The sequence below is a fragment of the Hydrogenobacter sp. T-2 genome, from assembly GCF_033971325.1.
GTDB lineage: Bacteria > Aquificota > Aquificia > Aquificales > Aquificaceae > Pampinifervens > Pampinifervens diazotrophicum.
Window position 1 is genome coordinate 1,136,893 of the sequence record NZ_CP117180.1, and the last position, 23,133, is coordinate 1,160,025.

31 protein-coding genes and 1 tRNA gene are annotated in these 23,133 nt (G+C 44.2%); 8 read left to right on the forward strand and 24 right to left on the reverse strand.

What is annotated here, in order from left to right; translation table 11 throughout:
- Position 1 precedes the first annotated feature (1 nt).
- Positions 2-844: a nitrogenase iron protein gene (gene nifH, locus IAE16_RS06595; RefSeq protein ID WP_323699984.1), complete on the reverse strand. Its 843-nt coding sequence runs from the start codon at positions 842-844 to the stop codon at positions 2-4.
- Positions 845-1,086: 242 nt separating this feature from the next.
- Between nifH and IAE16_RS06600 the strand changes: the two genes are divergently transcribed.
- The 6 genes from IAE16_RS06600 to secA all read left to right on the forward strand — a co-directional run bounded on the left by IAE16_RS06600 (position 1,087) and on the right by secA (position 7,438).
- Positions 1,087-1,299, forward strand: a complete 213-nt coding sequence (locus IAE16_RS06600) for a FeoA family protein (protein ID WP_323699985.1) — start codon at positions 1,087-1,089, stop codon at positions 1,297-1,299.
- Complete coding sequence (gene feoB, locus IAE16_RS06605; protein WP_323699986.1) at positions 1,296-3,368, forward strand: ferrous iron transport protein B; 2,073 nt, start codon at positions 1,296-1,298, stop codon at positions 3,366-3,368. The genes IAE16_RS06600 and feoB overlap by 4 nt, the downstream gene beginning before the upstream one ends.
- Positions 3,369-3,492: 124 nt before the next feature.
- Complete coding sequence (locus tag IAE16_RS06610; protein ID WP_323699987.1) at positions 3,493-3,732, forward strand: hypothetical protein; 240 nt, start codon at positions 3,493-3,495, stop codon at positions 3,730-3,732.
- A gap of 108 nt (positions 3,733-3,840) precedes the next feature.
- On the forward strand, positions 3,841-4,125 hold the full coding sequence (locus tag IAE16_RS06615; protein ID WP_323699988.1) for a hypothetical protein: 285 nt from the start codon (positions 3,841-3,843) through the stop codon (positions 4,123-4,125).
- A gap of 143 nt (positions 4,126-4,268) precedes the next feature.
- Complete coding sequence (locus IAE16_RS06620) at positions 4,269-4,616, forward strand: hypothetical protein (RefSeq protein ID WP_323699989.1); 348 nt, start codon at positions 4,269-4,271, stop codon at positions 4,614-4,616.
- Positions 4,617-4,636: 20 nt separating this feature from the next.
- The gene (gene secA, locus IAE16_RS06625; RefSeq protein WP_323699990.1) at positions 4,637-7,438 is read left to right on the forward strand and encodes a preprotein translocase subunit SecA; all 2,802 of its coding nucleotides are present in this window, start codon (positions 4,637-4,639) and stop codon (positions 7,436-7,438) included.
- Here the strand turns inward: secA and IAE16_RS06630 are convergent.
- Both IAE16_RS06630 and thrC read right to left on the reverse strand, forming a co-directional pair.
- Positions 7,347-8,051: an L-threonylcarbamoyladenylate synthase gene (locus IAE16_RS06630; protein ID WP_323699991.1), complete on the reverse strand. Its 705-nt coding sequence runs from the start codon at positions 8,049-8,051 to the stop codon at positions 7,347-7,349. The two genes, secA and IAE16_RS06630, sit on opposite strands and share 92 nt — an antisense overlap.
- Positions 8,048-9,106: a threonine synthase gene (gene thrC, locus IAE16_RS06635; RefSeq protein WP_323699992.1), complete on the reverse strand. Its 1,059-nt coding sequence runs from the start codon at positions 9,104-9,106 to the stop codon at positions 8,048-8,050. The genes IAE16_RS06630 and thrC overlap by 4 nt, the downstream gene beginning before the upstream one ends.
- A gap of 34 nt (positions 9,107-9,140) precedes the next feature.
- Here thrC and IAE16_RS06640 point away from each other — a divergent pair.
- Positions 9,141-9,223, forward strand: a tRNA-Leu gene (locus IAE16_RS06640).
- 9 nt (positions 9,224-9,232) lie between these two features.
- The gene (gene dcd / locus IAE16_RS06645; protein ID WP_323701640.1) at positions 9,233-9,763 is read left to right on the forward strand and encodes a dCTP deaminase; all 531 of its coding nucleotides are present in this window, start codon (positions 9,233-9,235) and stop codon (positions 9,761-9,763) included.
- A 7-nt stretch (positions 9,764-9,770) separates the two neighbouring features.
- Here the strand turns inward: dcd and IAE16_RS06650 are convergent, their stop codons facing one another.
- From IAE16_RS06650 to IAE16_RS06750, 21 genes are all read right to left on the reverse strand, one after another.
- Positions 9,771-10,274, reverse strand: a complete 504-nt coding sequence (locus IAE16_RS06650) for an ATP synthase subunit B family protein (RefSeq protein ID WP_323699993.1) — start codon at positions 10,272-10,274, stop codon at positions 9,771-9,773.
- Positions 10,275-10,283: 9 nt separating this feature from the next.
- Complete coding sequence (locus IAE16_RS06655) at positions 10,284-10,667, reverse strand: DUF2203 domain-containing protein (protein WP_323699994.1); 384 nt, start codon at positions 10,665-10,667, stop codon at positions 10,284-10,286.
- Positions 10,668-10,678: 11 nt separating this feature from the next.
- A complete protein-coding gene (gene lipS1, locus IAE16_RS06660) occupies positions 10,679-11,692 on the reverse strand; it encodes a LipS1 family lipoyl synthase (protein ID WP_323699995.1) in 1,014 nt (337 codons plus the stop codon).
- Positions 11,689-12,135 (reverse strand): glycine cleavage system protein H, encoded by a 447-nt coding sequence (locus tag IAE16_RS06665; protein WP_323699996.1) that lies wholly within the window; start codon positions 12,133-12,135, stop codon positions 11,689-11,691. The genes lipS1 and IAE16_RS06665 overlap by 4 nt, the downstream gene beginning before the upstream one ends.
- 24 nt (positions 12,136-12,159) lie before the next feature.
- Complete coding sequence (locus IAE16_RS06670; protein ID WP_323699997.1) at positions 12,160-12,549, reverse strand: DsrE family protein; 390 nt, start codon at positions 12,547-12,549, stop codon at positions 12,160-12,162.
- Entirely contained in the window at positions 12,546-12,803 is a 258-nt protein-coding gene (locus IAE16_RS06675) for a thioredoxin family protein (RefSeq protein WP_323701642.1), read from the reverse strand. The genes IAE16_RS06670 and IAE16_RS06675 overlap by 4 nt, the downstream gene beginning before the upstream one ends.
- The gene (locus tag IAE16_RS06680) at positions 12,803-13,282 is read right to left on the reverse strand and encodes a glycine cleavage system protein H (protein ID WP_323699998.1); all 480 of its coding nucleotides are present in this window, start codon (positions 13,280-13,282) and stop codon (positions 12,803-12,805) included. Before IAE16_RS06680 ends, IAE16_RS06675 begins: the two co-directional genes overlap by 1 nt.
- Before the next feature lie 11 nt (positions 13,283-13,293).
- On the reverse strand, positions 13,294-14,253 hold the full coding sequence (locus tag IAE16_RS06685) for a CoB--CoM heterodisulfide reductase iron-sulfur subunit B family protein (RefSeq protein WP_323699999.1): 960 nt from the start codon (positions 14,251-14,253) through the stop codon (positions 13,294-13,296).
- Between the two features lie 11 nt (positions 14,254-14,264).
- The gene (locus tag IAE16_RS06690; protein ID WP_323700000.1) at positions 14,265-15,023 is read right to left on the reverse strand and encodes a 4Fe-4S dicluster domain-containing protein; all 759 of its coding nucleotides are present in this window, start codon (positions 15,021-15,023) and stop codon (positions 14,265-14,267) included.
- 2 nt (positions 15,024-15,025) lie between these two features.
- A complete protein-coding gene (locus IAE16_RS06695; RefSeq protein WP_323700001.1) occupies positions 15,026-15,760 on the reverse strand; it encodes a hypothetical protein in 735 nt (244 codons plus the stop codon).
- A complete protein-coding gene (locus tag IAE16_RS06700; protein WP_323700002.1) occupies positions 15,757-16,815 on the reverse strand; it encodes an FAD-dependent oxidoreductase in 1,059 nt (352 codons plus the stop codon). The genes IAE16_RS06695 and IAE16_RS06700 overlap by 4 nt, the downstream gene beginning before the upstream one ends.
- A gap of 50 nt (positions 16,816-16,865) precedes the next feature.
- Positions 16,866-18,218, reverse strand: a complete 1,353-nt coding sequence (locus IAE16_RS06705; RefSeq protein ID WP_323700003.1) for a heterodisulfide reductase-related iron-sulfur binding cluster — start codon at positions 18,216-18,218, stop codon at positions 16,866-16,868.
- A 48-nt stretch (positions 18,219-18,266) separates the two neighbouring features.
- Positions 18,267-18,995: a 4Fe-4S dicluster domain-containing protein gene (locus tag IAE16_RS06710; RefSeq protein WP_323700004.1), complete on the reverse strand. Its 729-nt coding sequence runs from the start codon at positions 18,993-18,995 to the stop codon at positions 18,267-18,269.
- Positions 18,996-19,129: 134 nt separating this feature from the next.
- Complete coding sequence (locus IAE16_RS06715; protein WP_173833677.1) at positions 19,130-19,546, reverse strand: DsrE family protein; 417 nt, start codon at positions 19,544-19,546, stop codon at positions 19,130-19,132.
- A gap of 11 nt (positions 19,547-19,557) precedes the next feature.
- Complete coding sequence (locus IAE16_RS06720; protein WP_323700005.1) at positions 19,558-20,091, reverse strand: DsrE/DsrF/DrsH-like family protein; 534 nt, start codon at positions 20,089-20,091, stop codon at positions 19,558-19,560.
- Positions 20,092-20,103: 12 nt separating this feature from the next.
- On the reverse strand, positions 20,104-20,340 hold the full coding sequence (locus IAE16_RS06725; RefSeq protein ID WP_173833675.1) for a sulfurtransferase TusA family protein: 237 nt from the start codon (positions 20,338-20,340) through the stop codon (positions 20,104-20,106).
- Between the two features lie 98 nt (positions 20,341-20,438).
- Entirely contained in the window at positions 20,439-20,732 is a 294-nt protein-coding gene (locus tag IAE16_RS06730; protein ID WP_323700006.1) for a P-II family nitrogen regulator, read from the reverse strand.
- A 4-nt stretch (positions 20,733-20,736) separates the two neighbouring features.
- Positions 20,737-21,708 carry a sodium-dependent bicarbonate transport family permease gene (locus IAE16_RS06735; RefSeq protein ID WP_323700007.1) on the reverse strand — a complete coding sequence of 324 codons (972 nt, stop codon included), beginning with the start codon at positions 21,706-21,708 and terminating at the stop codon, positions 20,737-20,739.
- 12 nt (positions 21,709-21,720) lie between these two features.
- A complete protein-coding gene (locus IAE16_RS06740) occupies positions 21,721-22,599 on the reverse strand; it encodes a CobW family GTP-binding protein (protein ID WP_323700008.1) in 879 nt (292 codons plus the stop codon).
- A 1-nt stretch (position 22,600) separates the two neighbouring features.
- On the reverse strand, positions 22,601-22,897 hold the full coding sequence (locus tag IAE16_RS06745; protein WP_323700009.1) for a hypothetical protein: 297 nt from the start codon (positions 22,895-22,897) through the stop codon (positions 22,601-22,603).
- Positions 22,898-22,908: 11 nt separating this feature from the next.
- A complete protein-coding gene (locus IAE16_RS06750; protein WP_323700010.1) occupies positions 22,909-23,133 on the reverse strand; it encodes a ferredoxin oxidoreductase in 225 nt (74 codons plus the stop codon).

The following is a 23,133-nucleotide window of genomic DNA, read 5'->3' on the forward strand; positions in this document are numbered from 1 at the left end:
CTTATGGAGCTACTTCTTCTGGTTTCATGATGCCATAGTCAACCAGCAACTGTTCAAGCTCGTCCATATTTAAGGGAGTTGGAATGCTAAGTTTTCTGTTTTCCTCTATCTTTTTGGCAAGGGTTCTATATTCATCCGCCATTGGATGGTCTGGTGCATACTCTATAACCGTCTGCCTTCTCAACTCAGCCTCTTGGACGATATTGTTTCTTGGTAGGAAGTGCATCATCTGTGTGCCAAGCTTCTCCGCAAGAGCCTCTATGAGTTCCCTCTCGTTATCAACCTTTCTGCTGTTGCATATAAGACCACCAAGTCTAACACCACCGCTATGAGCGTATTTTAGAATGCCCTTTGAGATGTTGTTAGCAGCATACATAGCCATCATCTCTCCAGAAGTGACTATGTATATCTCCTGAGCCTTACCCTCTCTTATGGGCATGGCGAAGCCACCACATACCACGTCACCAAGAACATCGTAGAAGACATAATCCAAATCATCATCAAAGGCTCCGTTCTCTTCAAGAAAGTTGATGGCTGTTATAACACCCCTACCTGCACATCCTACACCCGGCTCTGGACCGCCAGACTCAACACACTTTATATTTCCATAACCCACGAGCATGACCTCATCCAGGTCTAGGTCCTCTACTGAACCTCTCTCTGCCGCAAGGTGCATGACTGTCGCCTGTGCCTTAACATGGAGTATTAGCCTTGTGGAATCAGCTTTTGGGTCACACCCAACTATGAAACACTTCCTGCCAGCCTCTGCGAGGGCGGCAACCGTGTTTTGTGTGGTGGTGGACTTTCCTATTCCACCCTTTCCATAAATGGCTATCTGTCTCATGTCTTTACCTCCTTTAAAGGTTTCTCACCCTCTATACATGCAATATTTGTGCCAACTGAAGGGAGAGTAAAGATAGACCTTGTGCTTCAAGGCTTTTGATGTTTTTATGAGCTATTGGAGGATATGACAATTCCTTGTAAGAAAGATTACCTTTGTAAGGTTTCTGCCAATTGTTGATTACTCTTGACAATTCAATTTTGGGATTGTATATTAATTTCTAAATTTTTTCTTGGAGGTCTGGCATGAACCTTGAAGAGGTCAAACCTGGGCAGGAAGTGGTAATCCTTAGTCTCAACGGCAAGGAAGAAGTATTGGAGAAGGTAAGGGCTATGGGTCTTAGGAGTGGCAGAAGGGTGTCCCTTGTGCAAAGGGTAGGGAGAAACCTGCTCCTTAAGGTAGATAACTCACGCATAATCATAAGTAGAGACCTCGCAAAGGGCATAGAAGTTCAATGAAAATTATAAAGGTAGCCCTTGCAGGCAATCCTAACGTAGGAAAGACAAGCCTTCTTAACCATCTTGCGGGAACAAACCTCAAGGTGGGTAACTGGCCTGGAGTAACCGTTGAAAAGAGGGAAGGGAAGGTAAGGTTTTGGGACTACGAGATAAACCTCGTAGACCTTCCGGGTATATACACCCTTGAGCCCATATCGGAGGATGAGTGGGTTGCATACAACTATGTAACGCAGGAAAAACCAGACTTGATACTCAATATCATAGAAACACCCAATATGGAAAGGGACCTGCTCTTAACCATAGAACTTCTTGAACATGAAATACCCCTCATTATAGTCCTAAACATGACAGATGAGGCTCGGAAATTGGGAGTAGAGGTCAACGACCGCTGGCTTTCTGAACTGCTCGGTGTAAGAGTGCTCAGAACCAACGGAAGGACTGGTGAGGGTGTAAGGGCTTTACTTCCAAACATAGTGGAAGTTTTTAACCTTAAGGAAAAACCGAAACCCTTAAGATACAGTAAGGAGTTGGAAGACCTTCTTGAAAAGGTAAGAGAAAGAGAGAATGAAACCAAGGCGGAGCTTATAAGAAAACTCCTCAGCTTAGAAGAATTTAGGGAGCTCAGAGAATCCATAAAGAGGATTATGGGTAAAGAGTTTCAAGATATCGTTAAGGATGAGAGATATGCAAAAGCCCATGGTCTGTATAGGGAGGTGGCAGAAAGAAAGCCTCTAACCGCAAGAGATATAACAGATTCCCTTGATAAGGCTTTATTGCACCCTATCTTTGGCATACCCATATTCTTTTTGTTAATGTTCTTGCTCTTTAAGTTCTCCTTTGACTTTTCTGCACCTTTTATGGAGTGGGTAGAGGGGTTTGTAAATGGTTTTATCGCTCCAATTATTTCAGAAGGTCTGTCCCTTCTTGGTGTTAGTGATTGGGTTCAAAGGCTCTTCGCAGAAGCCTTGATAGGCGGTGTGGGCTTTGTTTTGACCTTTGTTCCTCTTATTGCGGTTATATACTTTTTGCTGGCTCTAATGGAATTTTCTGGGTATCTTCCAAGGGTCGCCTTTCTTATGGACAGGTTTATGCATAGGCTTGGTCTACACGGCAAGAGCCTTGTTCCTCTTCTTCTTGGCTTTGGATGTAATGTGCCTGCCATAGTTGCCACAAGGGCGTTGGAAACAAAGAGAGATAAGTTTCTCGTCATAGCCATGATACCCTTTATGAGTTGTCCTGCAAGGCTTGTGGTTTTTTCCTTTTTTGCGGTGCTCTTTTTCAAAAACCCTGCGGTTGTGATATTTTCCCTTTATCTCTTAGGCATTTTCGTTGCATTTTTGACTGCCTTCCTTCTAAGAAAAACTCTATACGGAGGAGCTCTCTATCACTTCGTCATGGAATTGCCCCCTTACAGGCTTCCCACGCTGAGACTTCTTTTCAGAGTTGTATGGGTTTATGTAAGGGATTTTCTATACAGGGCTGGCACCCTAATATTTGCAGCATCGGTTTTCATATGGCTTTTGCTTAACCTACCACCGGGTGTCAAAAACCCTTCTGAAAGCATTGCGGGACAGATAGGGAAAGCCATATCTCCCATCTTTAAACCTTTAGGTCTTGAAGACTGGAGGATATCAACCTCTCTTATACCAGCCTTTCTTGCCAGAGAGATAGTGCTAAGTTCTATGGGAACCATATACACTGCGGAGGTAGAAAAGGAAGAAGAGCCTTTTGTTTTTTCTGAGGCTCTAAAGGAGCAAGCTATTGGCTTTGGTAATGCCTTAAAGGAGGCTGTGGTAAATGTCTTTAAGCCAGTGCCAACCGCCTTTGAAGTAGAGGAAGAAGGAAGCGATAGCTTAAGAAGTTTAATAGCACAAAGTATCTCACCAGCATCCGCTCTGGCTTTTATGGTATTTTTACTGCTATACACTTCCTGTCTGGGAACAGTGGCGGTAATGTGGAGGGAGGCAGGAAAAGGTTTTGCACTTGCATTTCTCACATATAGTCTACTCTTAGGCTGGCTCTTTGGTTTCTTTGCATACAGGATAGGAAGTGTGATATGGAATACTTAGCACTATTTTTGTTGGTGGTCTCCTTGTTTTACCTTTGGTGGAGGGGAAGGAAAGGTTCGTGCTGTAGTTGAGGGTTGAGTGGGTTGTATAATAATTAAGGTAATCTTGTGGGGGATTTGGATTTATGTCTGAAAACTTGCTAAAGATAGAGCTGTATAGGATTTTGGTAAGCATAGCGGTAGGGCTTATAACTATATTGGTTTTTATTTTTAATGTTAGTGTTGCAGAGAGGTATTATCATAGTCTAAATATTCATGTTCAATCAACCCAAACGAATAATGAGGAGAGAAAAGGTAGCAATCAAAACATAAACGATACTAAAAACACAAATCAAGACAACAGAGGCGATCCCACTTTGAAGTAGGAGGATTTAAAGTCAGCTTTAAACAGAACTTTAAAGTTTTTTAATGAAAACATTATAGCATTTTTAGTTGTTTCCATTTTCGTTGGCGAGTTTATAAGCTGGATTGGAATGATTTTTATTCTCGGATTATACGAAAGAGGATTAGATAAAGGCCTATACAATAGAGAGCTTTATGTGGATGAAGATATAGGATGGAAACTATCTACAACTCTCCTTAGACCTATGGTTGATGAAAAACCAAAATTTGCCTTAGGGGTTTCTGAAATTCATTTTGCATTGGCAAAGGCTTTTTCTGGTGTTTCTTTGAGTATGTATATATGCTCTTCTGTATTAATTCCATCAACTGCAATTTCCTTTATTATAAAGGAACTCTATGTATTTTTTTCATGGTGATGCTTTTTGTTGTAGTTTATATTTTATTACCAATACTAATTTTAGCGAACGTGTTTATTAACTTGTTATCTAAACTTTTTATGCTATTATATAGATTGTTCGCATATAGACTCCTTAAAATTTGTTATATAAGTATAGAATCTATGAAGGCTCCAGAAAATATTGAACCACTGTTTTTAGTAAAGCACATAGAAAAGCTAATACTTACATCCTCTGCTTTATTCACTTTTATTATTTTTATATCATTTTTGGGTTTTACAGTGGGTTATCCTATAGAGACTTTATTACTTGTTGAAATCTTCACAGCTTTTATATCTTTTTTGTTATCAATATACCATATGAGGTTTGCCAATCAATTCATGTGCCTTGCATTAGAAGAATGCTATAAAAAACCAGACACAACAGAGAATACTAACCCTCAACCCTCAACAAACCAAAGTCCACCACAATCACCACTTCAGCATACTCAAGAGCACCACACACAGAACTAAAGCATTATAATTTTAATACCATGATAGACTGGCTTGTTAAAAAGCTACTTGGCACCAAAAGCGAGAGAGAAGTCAAGAGGCTAAGAAAGGTAGTTCAAAGGATAACACAAAAGGAAAGAGAACTTGATCAACTTTCAAACAAAGAGATAAGGCTTATGGCACAAGACCTAAGACAGAAGATACTTCAGGATGAAGAGCTAAAGCAGAAAATAATAAAAGGCGGAATAACTCCAGAGGTGGAGCTTGCCTTTGCTCTTGTAAGGGAGGCGGGCAAAAGGGCGCTTGGGCTCAGATTTTTTGATGTTCAGCTCATAGGTGGGCTTGTGCTTCATGAGGGTAAGATAGCAGAGATGAAAACAGGCGAGGGTAAAACCTTAGTGGCTACTTCTGCCACAGTGGTCAACGCCATGACTGGGGAAGGAGTTCATGTGGTCACCGTCAATGACTACCTTGCCAGAAGGGACGCTCAATGGATGGGTGGGCTATATCTTTTTCTTGGTCTTGATGTGGGTGTTATAAACTCTGACTATAGCTCCTACAGAGTAGAATGGGCAGACCCAGAGCTGGCACATAGGGCTATTGAGGAAGACTGGAGGGTTTGGCCAAAGGGCTATTTTGAGGAAACTTTGCCATCAGACCTAATAAACGTTCAAGCAAAGAAAGCCTTTTATACTAAGCTAACCTCTTGCACAAGAAGACAAGCCTATGAGTGCAGTATAACCTATGGCACTAACAATGAATTTGGCTTTGACTATCTTAGAGACAATATGGCTTTTTCTCTTGAGGAGATAGTGCAGGTAAAGGGGCACAACTTTGCCATAGTGGACGAGGTGGACTCCATACTCATAGATGAGGCGAGAACTCCTCTTATCATCTCAGGTCCTGCGGAGATGGATACATCTGTGTATTACAAGGCGGATGAGGTGGTGAGAAAGCTCACAAAAGACGAGGATTTTACAGTAGACGAGAAAAATAGAACTGTCCAGCTCACAGAGCAGGGTATAGGCAAAATAGAGGAGCTTCTTGGCGTGGAAAACCTTTACGATATAAGGAATATAGACCTACTGCATGCGGTAAATCAGGCACTTAGAGCTCATACGCTTTTCAAGAAGGATGTGCACTATATAGTGAGAGATAAGGAAGTTCTCATAGTGGATGAGTTTACTGGAAGGGTTTTGCCCGGCAGAAGGTGGAGCGATGGTCTGCATCAGGCTATAGAGGTAAAGGAGGGTGTTCCCATACAGAGGGAAAACCAAACTCTTGCAAGCATAACATTCCAAAACTACTTTAAGCTCTACAAAAAGCTCTCTGGTATGACGGGAACTGCAGAGACAGAAGCCCTTGAGTTTAAGGAAATATACGGTCTTGAGGTGGTTGTTGTCCCAACTCATAGACCCATGAGAAGAAAAGACCATGCGGATTTGGTATACAAGACAAAGGGAGAAAAGTGGCAATCAGTTGTGGATATCATAAAGCAGGAACATGAGAAGGGTAGACCCATATTGGTGGGAACAGTCTCCATAGAAGACTCGGAGCATCTCTCAAGACTTTTGCAGAAAGAGAAGATACCACACAATGTTTTAAATGCTAAACAGCATGAGAAGGAAGCAGAGATAATAGCTCAGGCTGGAAGGCTTGGTGCGGTAACCATATCCACCAACATGGCAGGAAGGGGAACAGATATCCTTCTTGGTGGAAACCCTGAATACCTTGCAAGGGAAATATTAAGGTCTAAGGGCAAGGCGGTGGAGGAGGCAACGGAGGAGGAATGGAAGGAAGCCTTAGAAAAGGCATACAAGATAACGGAAGAAGAGAAAAAGAAGGTAGTTGAGCTTGGAGGCCTGCTCGTTATTGGCACAGAAAGGCACGAATCAAGGCGGATAGACAACCAGCTAAGAGGTAGGGCAGGAAGACAAGGAGACCCAGGAGAGTCTCGCTTTGTGTTATCTCTGGAAGATGACCTAATGAGGATTTTCGGTGGTGATAGGGTAAAGAAACTCATGGAAATACTCAAAATCCCAGAAGGAGAGCCAATAGAGAGCGGTATGGTTACCAAGGCTATACAAAACGCACAAAAGAGGGTAGAAGCCCAGAACTTCCAGATAAGAAAGAGGCTCCTTGAGTATGATATGGTGATGAACACACAGAGGCTCACTGTCTACTCCATGAGAAGGGACCTTCTTGAGTCCAAAGGTCTTGAGGAATATCTACGGGAGTTTATCTACGACCTTGTAGCCCAAAAGGTGGAAGAGCTCATTAAGGAGGAAGAGCCAGAGCTTTGGGAACTTGAACCTTTAAGGGATTATTTCAAAGAGCTTTTAGGCAGGGAAATAGAAGTCCCTCCAGCCAGAGACAAAGAGGAGCTCATAGAGAACCTATCTCAAAAGGTGCTTGAGGTGATAAACTTAAGAAAGGAAGAGCTTGGTGAAGGGGTCTTTTGGGAGCTTGTTAAAATAGTTATGCTCTCAAACCTTGACCACCTATGGAGAGAGCATCTGCATACTATGGACAGGCTTAGAGAGAGCATATACCTTAGGGGCTACGCCTCAAAGGACCCCTTGGTGGAATACAAAAAGGAAGCCTTTTACCTCTTTGAGGATATGCTTTCAAGGTTTAGAGCAAGGACCATATCGGACATCTTGCACATGCAGGTAAGAACTCAAGAAGAAGTGGAAGAAGAGCTCAAAAGGGAAGAGCAGGAAAGAGATAAGCTCCTAAGTATGGCAGTCTTTAGCGGAGTGGAGGGAAAGGCAGATCAGGGTCAAAAGGGTCCAAAGAGGAAGACTCTAAAAGAGCGTCTTCAGGCAAGGCGGAAAAGGTAGCCCTTAGCTCCCTATAGGCTTGAAGTATTTTTTTAAAGGGTATGTTGCCTTCTCTTACGAGCCTAAGACCTTTGGGGTATAGAGCTCTTACTATGGTTGAGGGTTTGCCCTTTCTTACACCACCATCCACATAAAGGTCAACACTATTGCCAAAGTAATCCATTGCTTCCTTTATCGTTGTGGCTGGCTTTTGACCCTCTGGGTTTGCACTAGGTGCTACCACAGGTGCCTTTAAATATTCAAGAAGCTCATAAACGTGACTATCAAAGGGAGGTATCCTTACCGCAAGGCTTTTTCTACCACGCGTAAGATATAGTGGAAAGGTATTCTTTTTGTAGAAAATAAATGTGGCATTAAAGATGTTCATAAGCCTTTCATGGATAGGTCTATAGATAACTCCAAGGTCCTTAAGCCAATACGTACCATCTATAAGCATCAAAAAGGGTCTATTAGAAGGTCTTCTTATGGAGTATAGTCTTTCTATAGCGGAACTGTCATTGGCTTTTACCAAAAGTCCATAGATGGTATCTGTGGGAAAGCAAACTATCTTACCCTCTTCAAGGGCATCAGCCACTTTATCAAGATTGCTCCTTGTGAGTTTTATGACCTTCACAGACTTATAACTCCTACTACTTTATCCACATCTGGTGGAAGTGTTATGGGCTCTTCGCATACCCTCATAGCAGTATCTGGGTCCTTTAAGCCGTTTCCCGTGAGGGTGCATACTACCGTTTCTCCACCCTTAAAAAAGCCTTCTCTGGTGAGTTTTATAAGTCCTGCGACAGACGCGGCAGATGCAGGTTCGCAGAATATGCCTTCTGTTGAGGCGGTTAGCTTGTATGCATAGAGTATTTCATCATCGCTTACCGCATCTATTAATCCGCCAGACTCATGCACTGCTTGAAGGGCGGGTTGCCAGCTGTAGGGATTGCCAATCCTTATGGCAGTAGCTATTGTCTGTGGGTTCTTTATGGGGTAGCCTTTTACTATGGGAGCAGAGCCTTCCGCCTGCCAACCCATCATCTTAGGAAGGTTGTCTATCTTACCCACTTGGTAATATTCCTTATATCCCTTCCAGTAAGCGGTTATATTTCCTGCATTACCCACGGGAATAAAATGATAATCTGGTGCCTTGCCAAGAGCATCACATATCTCAAAGGCTCCCGTTTTCTGTCCCTCTATCCTATAGGGGTTTACCGAGTTCACTATCTCCACAGGCATTAGCTCTCCTATTTTTCTTACAATATACAAGGCATCGTCAAAGTTTCCTTGAATAGCTATCACCTTTGCACCGTATATGACCGCCTGTGAGAGCTTACCCAGGGCTACAGCACCCTTCGGAAGAAGGACAAAGGCTCTGAGACCAGCCTTTGCCGCATAAGCGGCCGCAGAAGCGGAGGTATTGCCCGTTGAGGCACATATTACCGCTCTCTTTCCTGCCTCCACCGCCTTGGATATGGCTACTGTCATACCCCTGTCTTTGAAAGAGCCCGTAGGGTTCAGACCTTCGTATTTGAGAAATATGCCCCCTTTAAAGCCTATAGCCCTTGCTAAGTTCTCTGCATAGACTAAGGGAGTATTTCCTTCACACAGTGTTATTATAGGTGTTTTCTCGTTTACAGGTAAAAACTCCTTATATTTGTGTATTATACCTCGCCAGTAGCTCATAACTCTGCGAGAAATATTATAATTTATATCTGCAGGGGGTGTGGCGGAACTGGCAGACGCAGCGGACTTAAAATCCGCCGGCGATGAGCCGTGAGGGTTCGAGTCCCTCCACCCCCACACCTTGCCATGATATTGAGCGATAAAAGTATTAAGGAGCTTATAAAGAGAGGCAGGCTGGTAATAGAGCCCTACAGGGAAGAGAACATCCAAGCGTCTTCCATAGACCTCACTTTAGGTGGAGAGCTTATCTACTATAGGTCTGAGTGCATAGACCTCAAAAGCGAACATATACCAGTGGAGAAGATAAATATACCCGAGGAAGGAATTCTTATACCACCAAAGGCTTTCCTTTTGGCAACCACAGAGGAATATATAAAACTCCCGGATAATATCACCGCCTTTGTGGAGGGTAGGTCTTCTCTGGGAAGGCTTGGGCTTTTTATAGAAAACGCTGGCTGGGTGGACGCAGGCTTTGAAGGACAGATAACCCTTGAGCTATACAACGCCAACAGCTGTCCCATACGCATATACAAGGGCGTGCGCATATGCCAAATAGTGCTTGCAAGGCTTGACACAAAGGCGGAAAAACCCTATAGAGGTAAATATCAAGGACAAAGAGGAGCTACGCCTTCAAGAGTATATATGGACTTTAAGTAGCTTATTATTAAGTTTTATGAGGAATTTCCAAGACTTTAAACAGCACCAACCTTATCTCTCTTATATCTTCAAGAAGCCTATCGTATCTCCTATCGCTCTCCTGCTTTAGTTCTCTTATATCTGCCTTTAACTCTTCATACTTTCTGTTTAAGTCAAGTTTAAGCTCTCTTACATCCGCACGCAGGTCTTCATACTTTCTATTCATTTCCTGCTTTAACTCCTCATAAGCCTTAAAACTTTCTTGTTTGGCAATTACTACTTCGTTTTTGAGTTCTTCGTGTTTGATATTTGTTTCTACTCTTATCTGATTTATCTCTTCCTTAAGCTCTTGGTATTTTTGATTCATTTCATTTTTTAGTTCCATATACTTAGATTCCATGTCCTGTCGTAAGGAGTTTAAGCTATCTCTTATATCATCAAGCCTTTTATCTATGTGCATCATAAGGAAAACTGCCATGCCGATAACAGTTCCTATTACAGATATCAATCCTAAAAGTTCTGCAAAACCCATGGTCTAAATTTAGCCCTCATTATAAAGCAGTTCAATAGGCTTTCTACCAGCAAAACCCTCATCAAGCTCGTGCCAATACATAAGAGTGTCTTCGTCCTCCTTCCAACATAGCCATATGTAACGGTTTTGGTGAAAAGATAGAAAGTCTACGAGGATTGGGTCTATTCCCTTTATAACACCACCCAGAGCTTCTATCTTTTGAAAGAGCCTCCTTATTTCCATGTCAAGGTCTTCTACATGGCTCTTGAGATAGAGCCTCTCTAACTCGTCCTTTTCCTCTTCCAACCTTGCAAGGCAGGAATAGAGTTCTTCCTTTTTTAGGTTTATATCCTCTACTATGGGCTTTATAACTGTTATTAGGTCTCTTGCTGTGTCAATATCAAAGACTTTCATGGCTTTTAAATTTAATGCAAAAATACGGTAGAGCAACAGTTTGGTGAAACCACAGGGTTCAACCCAAGGCTTTTCGCATAGGTAAAAATACCTTCTGCGGGGAAGGTTATACCGTTTACTCCAGCATAAATGGAGTAGAGGTCAAACTTCACCCTTTCTGGTCCAGCAGGTCTTGCACATCCTATAACTACAGGTTTACTTGGCAGTGCTTTTCTGGCATGAAGTATTACTTTTGCACTCTCTTCTGGCTTTGGAGGAGGCAAGAGTTGAAAGCGAGCTTTTCCATAGTAGGGCATTACAACCACCATAACAAGGGCAGAGGGTTCAAACTGGGCTATCATGTCTATAGCTCTGTATTCGCCTCTTATTTGTCCATAGTGAAGTCCTATTATCACGTGCGGAACTATGTTGTGTCCTGCCTCTTTAAGAAGCCTCAAAGATTCCTCATAGTCTTTAACGCTCTTGTGAGGTAGCTTGTATACCTCTGCTATGGTCTGGTTATCTCCCATGATATCAAGAAGAACCGCATCCACCCGAGCATCCTTTAAGCCCTCTGCGAGCTCTTTGTCTACCAAACCCACATGACAGCTTACGAACATACCAAGCTCTTCTTTTATCCTCCTCATAGTATTTAAGAAAGGATACAGCTCCACCACACCATCCCTGTTAGAACCTCCAGATATGAGAACTCCATCCACACCCTTGTGCTTTAGCTCATTGGCTACCTTCCAAAGCTCCTCTGGTGTTAAGGCAGGTATCATGTGCCAAAGTATCTTAGAGGCACAATGGTCGCACATAAGCTCACAGTTTCTGCCAGTTATGGATATATCCACAAACTTAGGACCTGTCTTTATGGAGAAGTCATCCACCTCGTAGTGTTTAAACCCGGGGCTGTGGAAAAGTATATCCCTTCCGAAGTTTTTGAGCCTTATTTCAAAACCTTCATAAAGCTCTTCAACAAGAGCATGGTCTACTTCTATATCTTCAAGAGAGGAGGGGAGGGCTACTCCCCTGAAGTCTATCATCCGCACTTTATACCCTTCTCGTTTATAACCTTTGTGAGGGCGTCCACTGCCGCTTGACCTTTGAGTAGGCTGTTTATCTCTTCTGGATTTGTAGGCTTTATCTTGGCTATCCATCCTGCACCGTAGGGGTCATCGTTTGCAAGGGCTGGGTTGCCTTTGAGGGCTTCGTTTATTTCCACCACTTCTCCAGTTAGAGGTGTAGGAACTGGACCCACCCATTTACCGCTCTCAATGGTAGCTATGCTCTTGCGTCTTTCTATGACCTTGCCAGCCTTCTTTGGTGTGTAGGCCACAAGCCTTCCTGCCATTGCTGCAGCCACAGAGGTGAGACCCACGGTGTAAGTGCCGTCGCCATTGTCTTTTGCCCATGTAAAGGCGTTAGCCTCTGGGTCCACATCATAGAGCAGGTCTTCGGGTATGTTGCACCCATTAACTGTTGCCATGTCTTACCCTCCTTTATAGAAATTTTAAAAAGTTAGCACCTTATCTGCTTCCATAGCCCTCAGGGCAAACTCACTGGCTGGAAATACTCCATCCAGCTCAGGTATGAGGTCTTCGGGTTTATAACCCATAGAATCTATAGCTTGCTTGCAGGAGTAAAACTTCACCCCTGCCTGCTTGGCATCCTTCATAAAATCATAAACCGTTTTCAGTTTTTTACCGTTGGGAGAAAGGCAGTTAGGCTCTGCAGGAAGAAGCCTCTCCGCCACACCCCTTTTTAGTAGCTTTGTCCCGTCCATATTAAAGAAAACTTCCACCTCCGCCTCGTTTGCAGACATCAGAGCCGCTATGTAAAAGGGTGAGGCACATCTCCAGGGCGTTCTCGGTCCGCTGGTCATAAGTATAACTACCTTCATGACTCTATTGCCCTTCTGGCTTCTGCTTCATCTGGGACGCCTACGAAGGCGAGCTTTCCATTGATTATAGTGGATGGCACTGCCCTTACTATGAGCTTCTTTGCCCACATTCTTCCCTCTGGCTGTGCCACATCAAGCACCTCATACTTAAAACCATATTCGGACTGAAGTCTTTTCCAGAGGGCATCCGCGTCAGGACATGTGGCACACCACTGAGAAACAAGCAATATCACATGCTTATCCTTGGCAGCCATCATGTGCACCTCATACAGATTATATCCCATTCATCAATGTATTTTCTCATTTCCTCTATGGCTTCTTTACCATAGAGGAGCTCCTTTATATCTCTTTGCAAGTTTACTGGCTTCATCTTTACTATCCATCCCTCACCGTAAGGGTCATAGTTTATTATATCAGGCTGTTCAAGGACTTTCTCGTTCCTTTCCACCACCTCACCCTCAACAAGAGCGTTTATTGGTCCTGCCCATTTGCCACTCTCAAGGGATGCCACAGGTTTACCCTTCTGAATCACCTTGCCCACATTTTTGATACGGGCGTGCAGGAGCCTTCCAGCCCTAACCTGACCCACATCGGTAAGACCCATGGTGACTGTGCCATCCTCGTTCACCTTGAGCCATGTCTGGGTTTCTATTTCGTAGTATAAGTCAAGAGGGACAACGCATCCGTTGTATTCCCACTCGTTCCCGCTTTCCAGCTCCTGCACCACACCCATCTTTCACCCTCTTAGGCAAGTCCCAATCTTTTGAGCACTGGCAAGGGGTCTGAAAGGTTATCCTTGAGCTTTACCTCGTTTGCACTGTAGCCAAAGGCAAGCCCAAGAAGCTGTGTAAAGTATGCAGCTGGCACATCCACATCGGGCACACCCTTCATCATAAGCCTGTGGCGATACATTTCAAGGGAAGCATGGCATAGAGGACACTCGGTGGCTATTATGTCCGCACCGTTGCGTTTAGCAGTCTGCAATATCATCATCACGAACTTTTCAGAGACCATCTCATCAGAGAGCGAGTGAGGACCTCCACAGCATTGGGTATGCATGGGTTCAAACTCCACGCTTGTGGCACCAGCAGCCTCAAGGAGGGCGTTCATATAGTATGGATGTTCGTCGTCATCCGCAGTTTCTCTTCTTCTTGGTCTTGCATCTTCATCCTGACCGCCTGCGTGTGCATAGGTTCTTGCATAAAAGTGTGGTCTTGTGTATAGGCATCCGTAGTAATTGGCAACCTTAAGACCTCTCAGAGGCTTCCTTGTCTTTTCCTTGACCTTCTGTGGACCAGCTTCATGGTAGAACCACTCCAGTATGTGATAGGTTTGAGGTATCTGGTCAAGAGGGTCCACACCACCTTCTCTAAGAAGTGCATTAACCTTATCGTAAACCGCCTTGTCTGTCTCAAGGAAATACTCAGCCCTCTGAAGGGAGAAGGAACATCCATTACAAGGAGCTACTATCACATTGTGCCCTTGCTTTTTTGCCAAGGACATATTTCTGGCATTTAGGAGCATTGTGCCCATAAAGGTAACATTTTTGGACTCCATAGCACCACAGCAATTGTAGTCCTCAAGATAGTCCAATTCAAGACCAAGCTCCTTCGCTACTATCCTTGTAGAAACATCATAAGACCTTGCTGCACCCTCAAGGGAACAGCCTGGATAATAGGCAACCCTTTTTCCTATCACACCCATCTTAAACCTCCTTAATGTAATGCACCTTCTTCCTGCATAACCTTGCGTAGCACTTGCTTAAACCTGCTCCAGTTCTTTGTCCTTGGATGGAAAAGCATATGCTTGGCGTTAAGCACCAAAAAGCCTATGTTCATGGACTTGATAGGCTTCATAGTCAGCTGTTTGAGCCACTCGGGGGTTTCACCTATAAAGGGTATGGGCTTTTTAAGTATTGGGTCTTTGAAGACCTTGTATCCTTGCTTTTCTATCCATCCAAAGAGAAGCTCTCCATCTTCTATTCTTCCGTATTCAAGCACAGACTCAGTAAAGAACTTATCAAATTTCTTGGAAGGATATTCCTCTATAAGTCCCTTCTTTGCCATAGTTCTAAGTATGGCTTTTAGGACCTCTTCCACAAGCACGCCCTTTGGGCATCTGTGGGTGCATTTGTGGCAAGAAACGCACCTCCACATTACATCCGCACGCTTTTGAAGCTCATCTATCATACCCAGCCTTGCCAGGTATATAAAGTGCCTTGGGTTATATCTCTCATCCCAGTAGTTATGCACAGGACAGGACGCGGTGCAGTAAGAGCACTGATAGCACTGGTTTATGGTCTTGCCATCTGGAGAGTTTATAACCTCTTTGGCAAAGTCAAGGTCATAGTCGTTTATAACCCTAGGCAGGATTATAAGGTTCCAGTCTCCAGAAACGTCAACACCATCAACAACAAGCCTCTCTTTCCTTAAAATTCTCTCTGGCTCTACAAGGCTACGCTCATGTATTGCCATGTTTACACCTCCAAAAGGTCTTCATTTCTTATAACACCAAGGAGCCTTCTCGCCATAACGCCAGCTGGCGGGAAAAAGCCCTTGGCACTGTGCATGGTGGACAGGGTCATATAGTCCACATAGGTGGCGTATATCATAGCAAGGAATATATCCACAAAAAGATACCCCCTTACCTTTATACCGAAATCTATGAGCTTTTCCTGAACCTGCTTGTATATTAGCTCAAACTCCTCGTAAGTCTCTCCATACATACTCCTCTTTGGAGGCTCTTCCTTTAGAAAAACCACCGCACCGCTTTCGCTCTCTGGGTCCCATATCCAGCTGGTCCAGAGCACATACTCCTCTGGAAAGGTAAAGTGGAGTATCTCGCTGGCTATATCCCTTGCAAACTTTCTGTCCACACCCCTTATCTCTCTTACAAACTTTTCTACCCTCTCTTCCCAACTTTGGGCTTTGCCATAGAGAAGGTCGCTTATGGCTCTTTTGAGCTTGTCAACGCCCGTTTCTTGGATTATTTTCTGTCTTCTTCTTCTTGCAGGGAATATCTTTTCAAGCACAAGGTCAAGGTCTTCCTCTGTCAGAGAGGGTAGCCTTTCCTTGGAAAAGGCTTGTTGAAAAAGGAGGGACTTGGCGAGGAGGTCCTTGTAGAACTCTTGCACAAACTCCTCGCCTTCTCCAAGTATCTTTATCAGATAGTCCCTAACCAAAAAGTCGTCAAGAATAACTGGCTTTTTCATACTGTCACCTTTGCACCAAGGAATGCTGCAGCCTCTGCAGCAGCAGCCTCACCTTCTGAAAGGGAGGATTCTATATCTATAGGACCCTTACAGGCACCCGCTATGAATATACCAGGCTTGTTAGAAATAATGTTAGAGCCAGACTCTTCAGAAGGGACAAGGAATTGGCTATCGGGGTCTTGGGCAAGACCAAGTATCTTGGCAACCTTCTTTGTTCCGGGGGATGGCTCCATTCCAAGCACAAGCACCACAAGGTCCATAGGAACTTCTGAAGGTCTTTGGACTATGGTGTCCTCGTGCTTTACCCTTAGCCTACCGTCCGCAGGGCTATAGGTTATCTCTGCAATCCTACCCCTTACATACCTCACACCATACTGCTCCTGAGGAGCCCAGTAGAAGGGGTATTCCCAAGTGCCGTAGGTTCTTACATCCATGTAGTAGCAGAATACGTCCACATCTGGGTAATGCTCTCTTATTTCAGAACCCTGAAGACCAGAAAGAGCACAGCCATACCTACAGCAGTGCACGTTTGTCACACCAAGCTGTCTGTCTCTTGAGCCTACACAGAAGACAAAGGCAACCCTTTTAGGAAGCTGTCCGTTAGAAGGCCTGTAGAGCTTACCTTCCTGAGAGAACATTCTCTCAAGTTCAAGGTTTGTGATAACATCGGGATAAAGCCCGTAGCCAAGCTCTCCCTTTCTCCTTGGGTCAAAGTGTTCAAAGCCAGTGGCAACCACGATGGCACCAACTTCATGCTTTTCTCCATTGGAAAGGGTTACCCTATATTCTCCTGGCTCTCCTTCACAGGCGGTTATCTCCGTGTTAAGAAGCACCTTCACATTGGGATTTTGCTCCACCTCCTTTATGTAAGGACCTATCACCTGGGAGGGTTTTAGCTTTCTTGGTATTAGCGTGTGGTAGTGGTTTTTGATGGGGTTCCCACCCAGCTGACCGTCCTTCTCCACGAGGATGGTGGATACTCCAAGCCTTCCTAAGGCTCTTGCTGCTGCAAGCCCTGCTGGACCGCCACCGATCACCAATACGCTCTTAGCCATGTTAAACCTCCTTTAATTGTTCTTAAGGGGGCAAAGCCCCCAGAAAGAGCTTAGGACTTAAACAGAGGCATGTTTGCAGTTGCGGAAGCCTTTGGTTTACCTGTGGAGGTTCTGCTATAAGGCTCATACAGGTCGTATTCCTTGAAGAACTCCATAAGCTCGTCGTATTTTCCAGCCTTTTCTAGGTCTGCTATGTATTTGACGGTGTCTTCCCACTCTTTTCTTAGCTCTCTCCAGTTGGTTATACCCATCTTCTCAAGGAGTGGCTCGTAGTTGGAGCAGTTCCAGTAGAGCTGGACTATCTTGAAGGGATGAGCACCACAGGCAAGTGCTGCAAACATTACGTCAGACATGACAGCCACGGGATGATACATGCCGTGAGCCTTTCCTATCCACTGGTTCTTTTCAAAGGTGGTGGTGCAACCTGTGTCGTGAGTTACTATGAGGTCTGCCTTTACCTCTTCTGCGATAACCTTGAGCTTTCTCTGTATAGCAAAAGACCTTGTGAACTCCCTTTCGGTAAGTATGTGCCTGAAGCCAAAGCCACAGCAGTCATACCAAGTGGAGTAGTCCACCACTTGTGCACCAAGAGCCTTTACCACCGCTGTAGAAGCTGCAGGTCTTTGACCGTTGTAGACCTCTGGGTCATAGGGGTAGTCATCTGCTATCATCTTGTAGGTGTGGCAGGCGTTGTGTATGGCAACCCTTACATTGGAGACATCTATGCCCTTAGCCTTACCTTCCTTCTGATAAAGGTCTGCTATCTTGTATCTCATGGCGTGGACCCACTCAGAGTAGTGGACCACCTCTTGGGGAATAACTATCCTTCCATCCTCTGTGAGCCTTCCGAGCTTTTTGAGTATGGGCTTTACCGCGTCCCTTAGTTCCTTGTTCATTATGAGTTGTTCCCTTGTTTCCTTGTATGAGCCAAAGGATGTTCCACAGTGAATAAGAGGATAGTAGCCTGTCTTCCATGCTTGGTGCATGTTTCTGAGCCAAACAGCCGCCAAGGCTACTGGGTTGGAGGTGCCAGAGCCGTGATAGTTCCATGCGGTGCAGGAGGTTTGGTGTGGCTCATTAAGGTAGTCAAGACCAAACTTATTCATAAACCAAAAGACAGAGGCAGGATATCCGGGTATATTTCCACACTGACCACAGGACTTGTGATGCCAGAGCTTGTTGGTGGGGATGGTCTTTATCCTTCCAGTTCTGGTGAAGACCTCTACAGGCTGGTGCTCCTCCGTAATCCTGTGTATGAGAATTTCACCCTTGGCTTCGAGCTCCTCCATCATCTCAAAGATGTGGTCGTAGTGGGCACTGTATTCTTTGAGTGGGAAGGGTGGCTCTTCTGGATATCTCAAAAGGCCTCCGGGGCTGTTATGTCCAAAGCCGTGCTTTGCCATGATTACACCTCCTTAATTTTTTTTGGGGTATTAACCCCTTTTGTTAGCTTACTCTTCCTCTTCATAAAGCTCCTCATACCTCTCTTCATTTTCCTCTACTATGTCCATGATAACGTTGTAGAGGTTGGGGTCAAGTTTTTCAAGCATCTCAAAGATGCCTGTCTCTCTCCATATGGTATACATCTCCACTGCGGTCTCCAAAGACACTTCCCATGCGGTTTTGACAGACTTGCCCACGTCAAAGGGTATGGCAAGCCTCTTTGCCCTTAGGTTTTCCATATTGTCCGCCATCTTGGGACCCCAGTCTGGGAAGAAGTCTGGCTGGAGCATGTCCGCAGAGAGCTGGTTTCCTGTGGTCATAACCTTGAGAAGGACTCTTCCGTAGGGTTTTAGAAGGTCTTTTGTAGCCTCAAAGGCATTACGCACCGCCACCTCTCTCATTATGGCAACAAGACCACCAGGGTTATTCACAAAGGGGCATCTTATCCAACAGGTAAAGCATTGAGAACATGCCCATATGTATTCGTGCATCATGTCATAAAGCACTTCCACGTCCTCTTCCAAGAACCTTTGAACTATCTCTCTGGGAGAATAGTCAAAGAACCTGTTGGAAGGGCAGGATGCGGTGCAAACGCCACAGTTTAGACAGCCAAAGATGTATTCTTTATAACGGAAGTCTGACTTTACCTCCTCCACTATACGGACCTTCTCTTCCCAAGGCACTGCCTTGGTTTTCTCTGATATGGGTAGGTTATATCCGTAAATGTGTCCGTCCATGGTAAACCTCCTTAAGGTTTCTAACTTCTATAAAAGTATTATACACATGATAAAAGTCAATTAAATTTTGCTTATGTGTATATAAGGATAAACTTATGAGTGTATACTCAAAAAAGGGGGAGGTGGAAAAAGCCTTAAAGGGTAAGAACCGCATACTCGCCACTCATAAGTTTGTCAAGGAAGGCAGCACCGCCTATTATGCCGTCGCAGAGCTCAGGGTTTACATCTTCCTTTTTATATATTTCTGTTAGGTCAAGAGAAGGCACGCAGAGGTATATTTTCACACCCGCATCCTTTGCCATCTTTATAAAGTCGTAAATGGTTTGCTCCACTCCCGGTCTGACTTTTACCTTTTTGGCGTTGTCTCTCATAAGCAAAAAGCCTGCCTCTGAGGTTATAACCATTTCCACTTCATAGTCCATGGTGGTGGCTGCGGTAGCGAGGAAGAAAGGAGCACCAGCCTGTGGGTTGATTAGCTCTCCTGTGGTTGGCTCCGCCCTCTCAAAGAAGGGCACGGTAAGGATGTAGAAAAGCACCTTTTCGTAAGCCATATCTATCCTCCTTAAACGAAGATTATCATGGGTTTGTCCGCCTCAAGCACATAGTTCATAAAGGTGGCAGCGCCGGCTGGAGGTTCAAGACCATCTATAAGGTCTTCTTGTTTATAACCAAAGAGTTCCATGGTCATCTGGCAAGCTATAAGTTTCACCTCCGCCTCCTTACAAGCTTCAATAAGCTCTGGTATATCCGCCACGCCATGCTCCTTTATGGTCTTTTTCATCATAAAACTCATAAGGTCTGTCATGCCGGGTATTATACCCATTATCTGTGGAGGTCCTGGGAATATGGAAGATATTGCGTTTGTTACTGGGTTCTGCATGGAGGGAGGGAAAGCCATAGGCATGGCAGGGTTTCCTATGGGAGCTATTTTTAACTCGTGCATTTTCTTTTTATGAATAATATTAAGCCCGTAGAAGGTAAAGAATATGGCGGTTTCTATACCAAGAGATGCGGCAGTTGAGGCGAGTATTAAAGGCGGGTACGCCATATCAAGCGTACCCTTTGTGGCTATTATGGCAAGCCTTTCTGTAGCCATTCTTATCCCTCCTCATTTCTTCTTGAGGTAGAAGATAATCTTTCCTCCCTCTTCTACCGTTTCAAGGAGCTGATGTCCTGTTCTGTTGCAAAAGGCTGGTATGTCCGCCTTTGCACCTGGGTCCGTGGTTATGACCTCAAGGATCTGCCCAGATTGAAGCTCCTCAATAGCTTTCTTTGTTTTAAGAACAGGAAGAGGACAATTAAGACCTGATGCATCAAGGGTCTTATCGGGTGTTATTGTTGCCATTTTAGACACCTCCTAAGTAAGATTATCATCATATTATAAGCATTGCATATGGCGTGTGCCATTAATAATTATGATACAGATTATAAGTTTTCCTTATATCAGTGCGTGAGCCAAAGAACATCAGACACAAGGCAGGCACCACCAACTTTTTTAAGAAGTGGTCTAAGCTCCTCTGCTATCTTATAAGCGGTCTCTTCTGGACAAACTGTAAACACATAGCTATTTTTAAACACATCTGTGAGCTCATCACCGGCCATCATACCCCTTTCCCCCTTTCCAAGGGCATCCTTTATGACCGTGTAGCCAGAAACACCAGCCTTTTCTAACACATTGAGCACCCTGCTGAGGTATATGCTGTCAATGACCACTTCCACCTTTTTCATAGGTTTCATGCTCTCACCCCCATAGGTGGTTTATTAGAAAGTAGTATAAGGGTATACCTACCGCTATATTGAAGGGAAAGGTAATAGCAAGGGACATGGTCACGTAAAGGCTTGGGTTCGCCTCTGGCACAGAAAGCCTCATGGCAGCAGGAACCGCTATATAAGAGGCACTGGCACATAGTATAGAAAACATAAAGGCATCCCCCTTGGCAAAGCCAAAGGTCTTTGCTAAAAATATCCCTACCAGAGCATTAAACACGGGCAAAAGAATTCCAAAGGCTACAAGAAACACTCCAACCCTTTTTATATCTCCTATCCTGCGACCAGCTACTATACCCATATCAAGTAGGAAAAAGGCAAGCATACCCTTAAACAAGACACCGAAAAGTGGGTCCATAGCCTTCCAACCCTTTTCACCCGTTAAGAAACCTATAAGAAGAGTTCCCATTAGTATATAAACGGATGGGTTAAGGAAAGCCTCTCTGAGAACTTCTCCCCAGTTTACCTTTGAGTTATTTTCCCTCTTAGCGAAGAGCGTTAAAAGTATAAGCCCTACAACTATAGCGGGAGACTCCATAAGGGTCATAGCAGCTACCATATAGCCACCATAACTCTCCCCGAGGTTGTTTAGAAAAGAGCCGGCAGTTATAAAGGTTACTGCGCTGATAGAGCCATAGGTGGCGGATATGGCAACCGCGTTGTATACATCCAGCTTTAATCTAAGAATAAAGAAGGCGTAAACAGGCACTAAAACCGCCATAAACACTGCAAGCAAAAGCACCTTTAGAACCTCAAGGGTAATACCGCTCTTGGAAAGCTCATAGCCACCATGAAGACCTATGGCTATAAGAAGATAGAGAGAAAAGAGCTTTGGCAGAGGTTGTGGAACTTCAAGCTCCGTTTTAAGAAGAACCGCACCAAGCCCAAGAAGAAACATAAGAACGGGAGGGTTTAATATATTTTGCAAGAGAAGGTCAAATCCCATAGATTGCCCTCCTTAGTTTTCTATTAATAAAAGAAAGGAGGGTCCGTCGTAGTCTTTTATCTCTATTGGGTTATCCACATATCCAAAGGAATAGTTTACAGCAACGGGAAAGGGATAATGCTTGAGCCTTACTATGCCCTTTACCCTTATTACGTTTTCTGGCAAGTTTTTTAATTTCCTTTCAAGCTCTTCATAGTCTACGGGTTCAATAAGGTTTATAACTTTGTGGTTATGCTTGTGTTCGTGGTCTGTGGGGAGGTTTTTTAGTTCGGGCATAGTGTAAGCTCCAGAGAATACCTCTTTAGGAAGTTTACCGTATACGGTCTTATATATCCTAATCTTTGTGTAGAGTGGCTCACCTGTAAAGGAGTTTACAGGTCTATATAAGTTCCAGATCTCTCTTATTTCCTTTTCTATAGCGTCCAGTTTACTCTCTTCAACCAAGTCCACCTTGTTGAGCACTATCACATTAGACCCACCTATTTGATACCTTGCGGTGCTGTCTTCTTGATACCTTTTAAAGTTAGCACAGTCTACTACGCATATAACTCCATCCACAGAGCAACCCAATGATTGAAGACTTATTACCACAGGAAAGGGCACCGCACCACCAGAGGTTTCTACCAGTAAAAGCTCAGGGTCATATTTATTTCTTATCTCCTCTATCGCCTTTTCAAACTCCGAGTGAAGAGAGCAACAGATACAACCCTCTGGAAGCTCCAGCACCTCTGAGTAAGAATTTTTCAACACCTTTCCGTCAACGCCCACCTCACCAAGTTCATTAACTATAACCGCCACCCTTTTGTTAGAAAAATGCTCTCTTGCAGAGTTAAGCAATAGAGTAGTCTTACCGCTTCCGAGAAAGCCTGTTATTACAAAGGCAGGAAGCATTTCACTCTCCACCGTATTCTACAGAGTCTATCTCCTCCATAAACTGCTGTATCTGAAAGGTAACAAGACCAGCAAGGTCTTTTATATCCTTTTCCCAATACATGGGGTCTATGTCTATCTCCTTTTCATAAACATCGTGTCCCTCTACCACATACTTTACCTTGATGTAGGGATAGCCCTTGACCTCACAACCTTGGTCAACTTCATTGGGAAAGCAAAGCTCAATGTCAAGGTCGGGGTTTACCATACTCTTCTTTAATTCCTCCGCCAATTGATTGAATTTTTCTTCTAAGCTCATGCCTCACCCCCTTAATCTCCAGCGGTTACCATTACCATCTCTATACAGTTTCTCTTTAAAAGGTCAGAGCAAACATAAACGCATATGGCACAGCCCTTACACCTTGAGTAGTTTACCCACGCCACATGCTTGGAGTCGTGATACATGAGGGTGTTTGGCTCTGGACAGAAGAGCACACACTGCTTACAGTTATACTTAGCACAATCTGATTCCTTTACATCCGCCACATAGTACAT

Excerpts from the sequence above, each read along its gene's own strand:
- nifH (WP_323699984.1), bottom strand. The coding sequence starts at position 844 with ATGAGACAGATAGCCATTTATGGAAAGGGTGGAATAGGAAAGTCCACC.
- IAE16_RS06600 (WP_323699985.1), top strand. The coding sequence starts at position 1,087 with ATGAACCTTGAAGAGGTCAAACCTGGGCAGGAAGTGGTAATCCTTAGT.
- feoB (WP_323699986.1), top strand. The coding sequence starts at position 1,296 with ATGAAAATTATAAAGGTAGCCCTTGCAGGCAATCCTAACGTAGGAAAG.
- IAE16_RS06610 (WP_323699987.1), top strand. The coding sequence starts at position 3,493 with ATGTCTGAAAACTTGCTAAAGATAGAGCTGTATAGGATTTTGGTAAGC.
- IAE16_RS06615 (WP_323699988.1), top strand. The coding sequence starts at position 3,841 with ATGATTTTTATTCTCGGATTATACGAAAGAGGATTAGATAAAGGCCTA.
- IAE16_RS06620 (WP_323699989.1), top strand. The coding sequence starts at position 4,269 with ATGAAGGCTCCAGAAAATATTGAACCACTGTTTTTAGTAAAGCACATA.
- secA (WP_323699990.1), top strand. The coding sequence starts at position 4,637 with ATGATAGACTGGCTTGTTAAAAAGCTACTTGGCACCAAAAGCGAGAGA.
- thrC (WP_323699992.1), bottom strand. The coding sequence starts at position 9,106 with ATGAGCTACTGGCGAGGTATAATACACAAATATAAGGAGTTTTTACCT.
- dcd (WP_323701640.1), top strand. The coding sequence starts at position 9,233 with ATGATATTGAGCGATAAAAGTATTAAGGAGCTTATAAAGAGAGGCAGG.
- IAE16_RS06650 (WP_323699993.1), bottom strand. The coding sequence starts at position 10,274 with ATGGGTTTTGCAGAACTTTTAGGATTGATATCTGTAATAGGAACTGTT.
- IAE16_RS06655 (WP_323699994.1), bottom strand. The coding sequence starts at position 10,667 with ATGAAAGTCTTTGATATTGACACAGCAAGAGACCTAATAACAGTTATA.
- lipS1 (WP_323699995.1), bottom strand. The coding sequence starts at position 11,692 with ATGATAGACTTCAGGGGAGTAGCCCTCCCCTCCTCTCTTGAAGATATA.
- IAE16_RS06665 (WP_323699996.1), bottom strand. The coding sequence starts at position 12,135 with ATGGCAACAGTTAATGGGTGCAACATACCCGAAGACCTGCTCTATGAT.
- IAE16_RS06670 (WP_323699997.1), bottom strand. The coding sequence starts at position 12,549 with ATGAAGGTAGTTATACTTATGACCAGCGGACCGAGAACGCCCTGGAGA.
- IAE16_RS06675 (WP_323701642.1), bottom strand. The coding sequence starts at position 12,803 with ATGGCTGCCAAGGATAAGCATGTGATATTGCTTGTTTCTCAGTGGTGT.
- IAE16_RS06680 (WP_323699998.1), bottom strand. The coding sequence starts at position 13,282 with ATGGGTGTGGTGCAGGAGCTGGAAAGCGGGAACGAGTGGGAATACAAC.
- IAE16_RS06685 (WP_323699999.1), bottom strand. The coding sequence starts at position 14,253 with ATGGGTGTGATAGGAAAAAGGGTTGCCTATTATCCAGGCTGTTCCCTT.
- IAE16_RS06690 (WP_323700000.1), bottom strand. The coding sequence starts at position 15,023 with ATGGCAATACATGAGCGTAGCCTTGTAGAGCCAGAGAGAATTTTAAGG.
- IAE16_RS06695 (WP_323700001.1), bottom strand. The coding sequence starts at position 15,760 with ATGAAAAAGCCAGTTATTCTTGACGACTTTTTGGTTAGGGACTATCTG.
- IAE16_RS06700 (WP_323700002.1), bottom strand. The coding sequence starts at position 16,815 with ATGGCTAAGAGCGTATTGGTGATCGGTGGCGGTCCAGCAGGGCTTGCA.
- IAE16_RS06705 (WP_323700003.1), bottom strand. The coding sequence starts at position 18,218 with ATGGCAAAGCACGGCTTTGGACATAACAGCCCCGGAGGCCTTTTGAGA.
- IAE16_RS06710 (WP_323700004.1), bottom strand. The coding sequence starts at position 18,995 with ATGGACGGACACATTTACGGATATAACCTACCCATATCAGAGAAAACC.
- IAE16_RS06715 (WP_173833677.1), bottom strand. The coding sequence starts at position 19,546 with ATGGCTTACGAAAAGGTGCTTTTCTACATCCTTACCGTGCCCTTCTTT.
- IAE16_RS06720 (WP_323700005.1), bottom strand. The coding sequence starts at position 20,091 with ATGGCTACAGAAAGGCTTGCCATAATAGCCACAAAGGGTACGCTTGAT.
- IAE16_RS06725 (WP_173833675.1), bottom strand. The coding sequence starts at position 20,340 with ATGGCAACAATAACACCCGATAAGACCCTTGATGCATCAGGTCTTAAT.
- IAE16_RS06730 (WP_323700006.1), bottom strand. The coding sequence starts at position 20,732 with ATGAAACCTATGAAAAAGGTGGAAGTGGTCATTGACAGCATATACCTC.
- IAE16_RS06735 (WP_323700007.1), bottom strand. The coding sequence starts at position 21,708 with ATGGGATTTGACCTTCTCTTGCAAAATATATTAAACCCTCCCGTTCTT.
- IAE16_RS06740 (WP_323700008.1), bottom strand. The coding sequence starts at position 22,599 with ATGCTTCCTGCCTTTGTAATAACAGGCTTTCTCGGAAGCGGTAAGACT.
- IAE16_RS06745 (WP_323700009.1), bottom strand. The coding sequence starts at position 22,897 with ATGAGCTTAGAAGAAAAATTCAATCAATTGGCGGAGGAATTAAAGAAG.
- IAE16_RS06750 (WP_323700010.1), bottom strand. The coding sequence starts at position 23,133 with ATGTACTATGTGGCGGATGTAAAGGAATCAGATTGTGCTAAGTATAAC.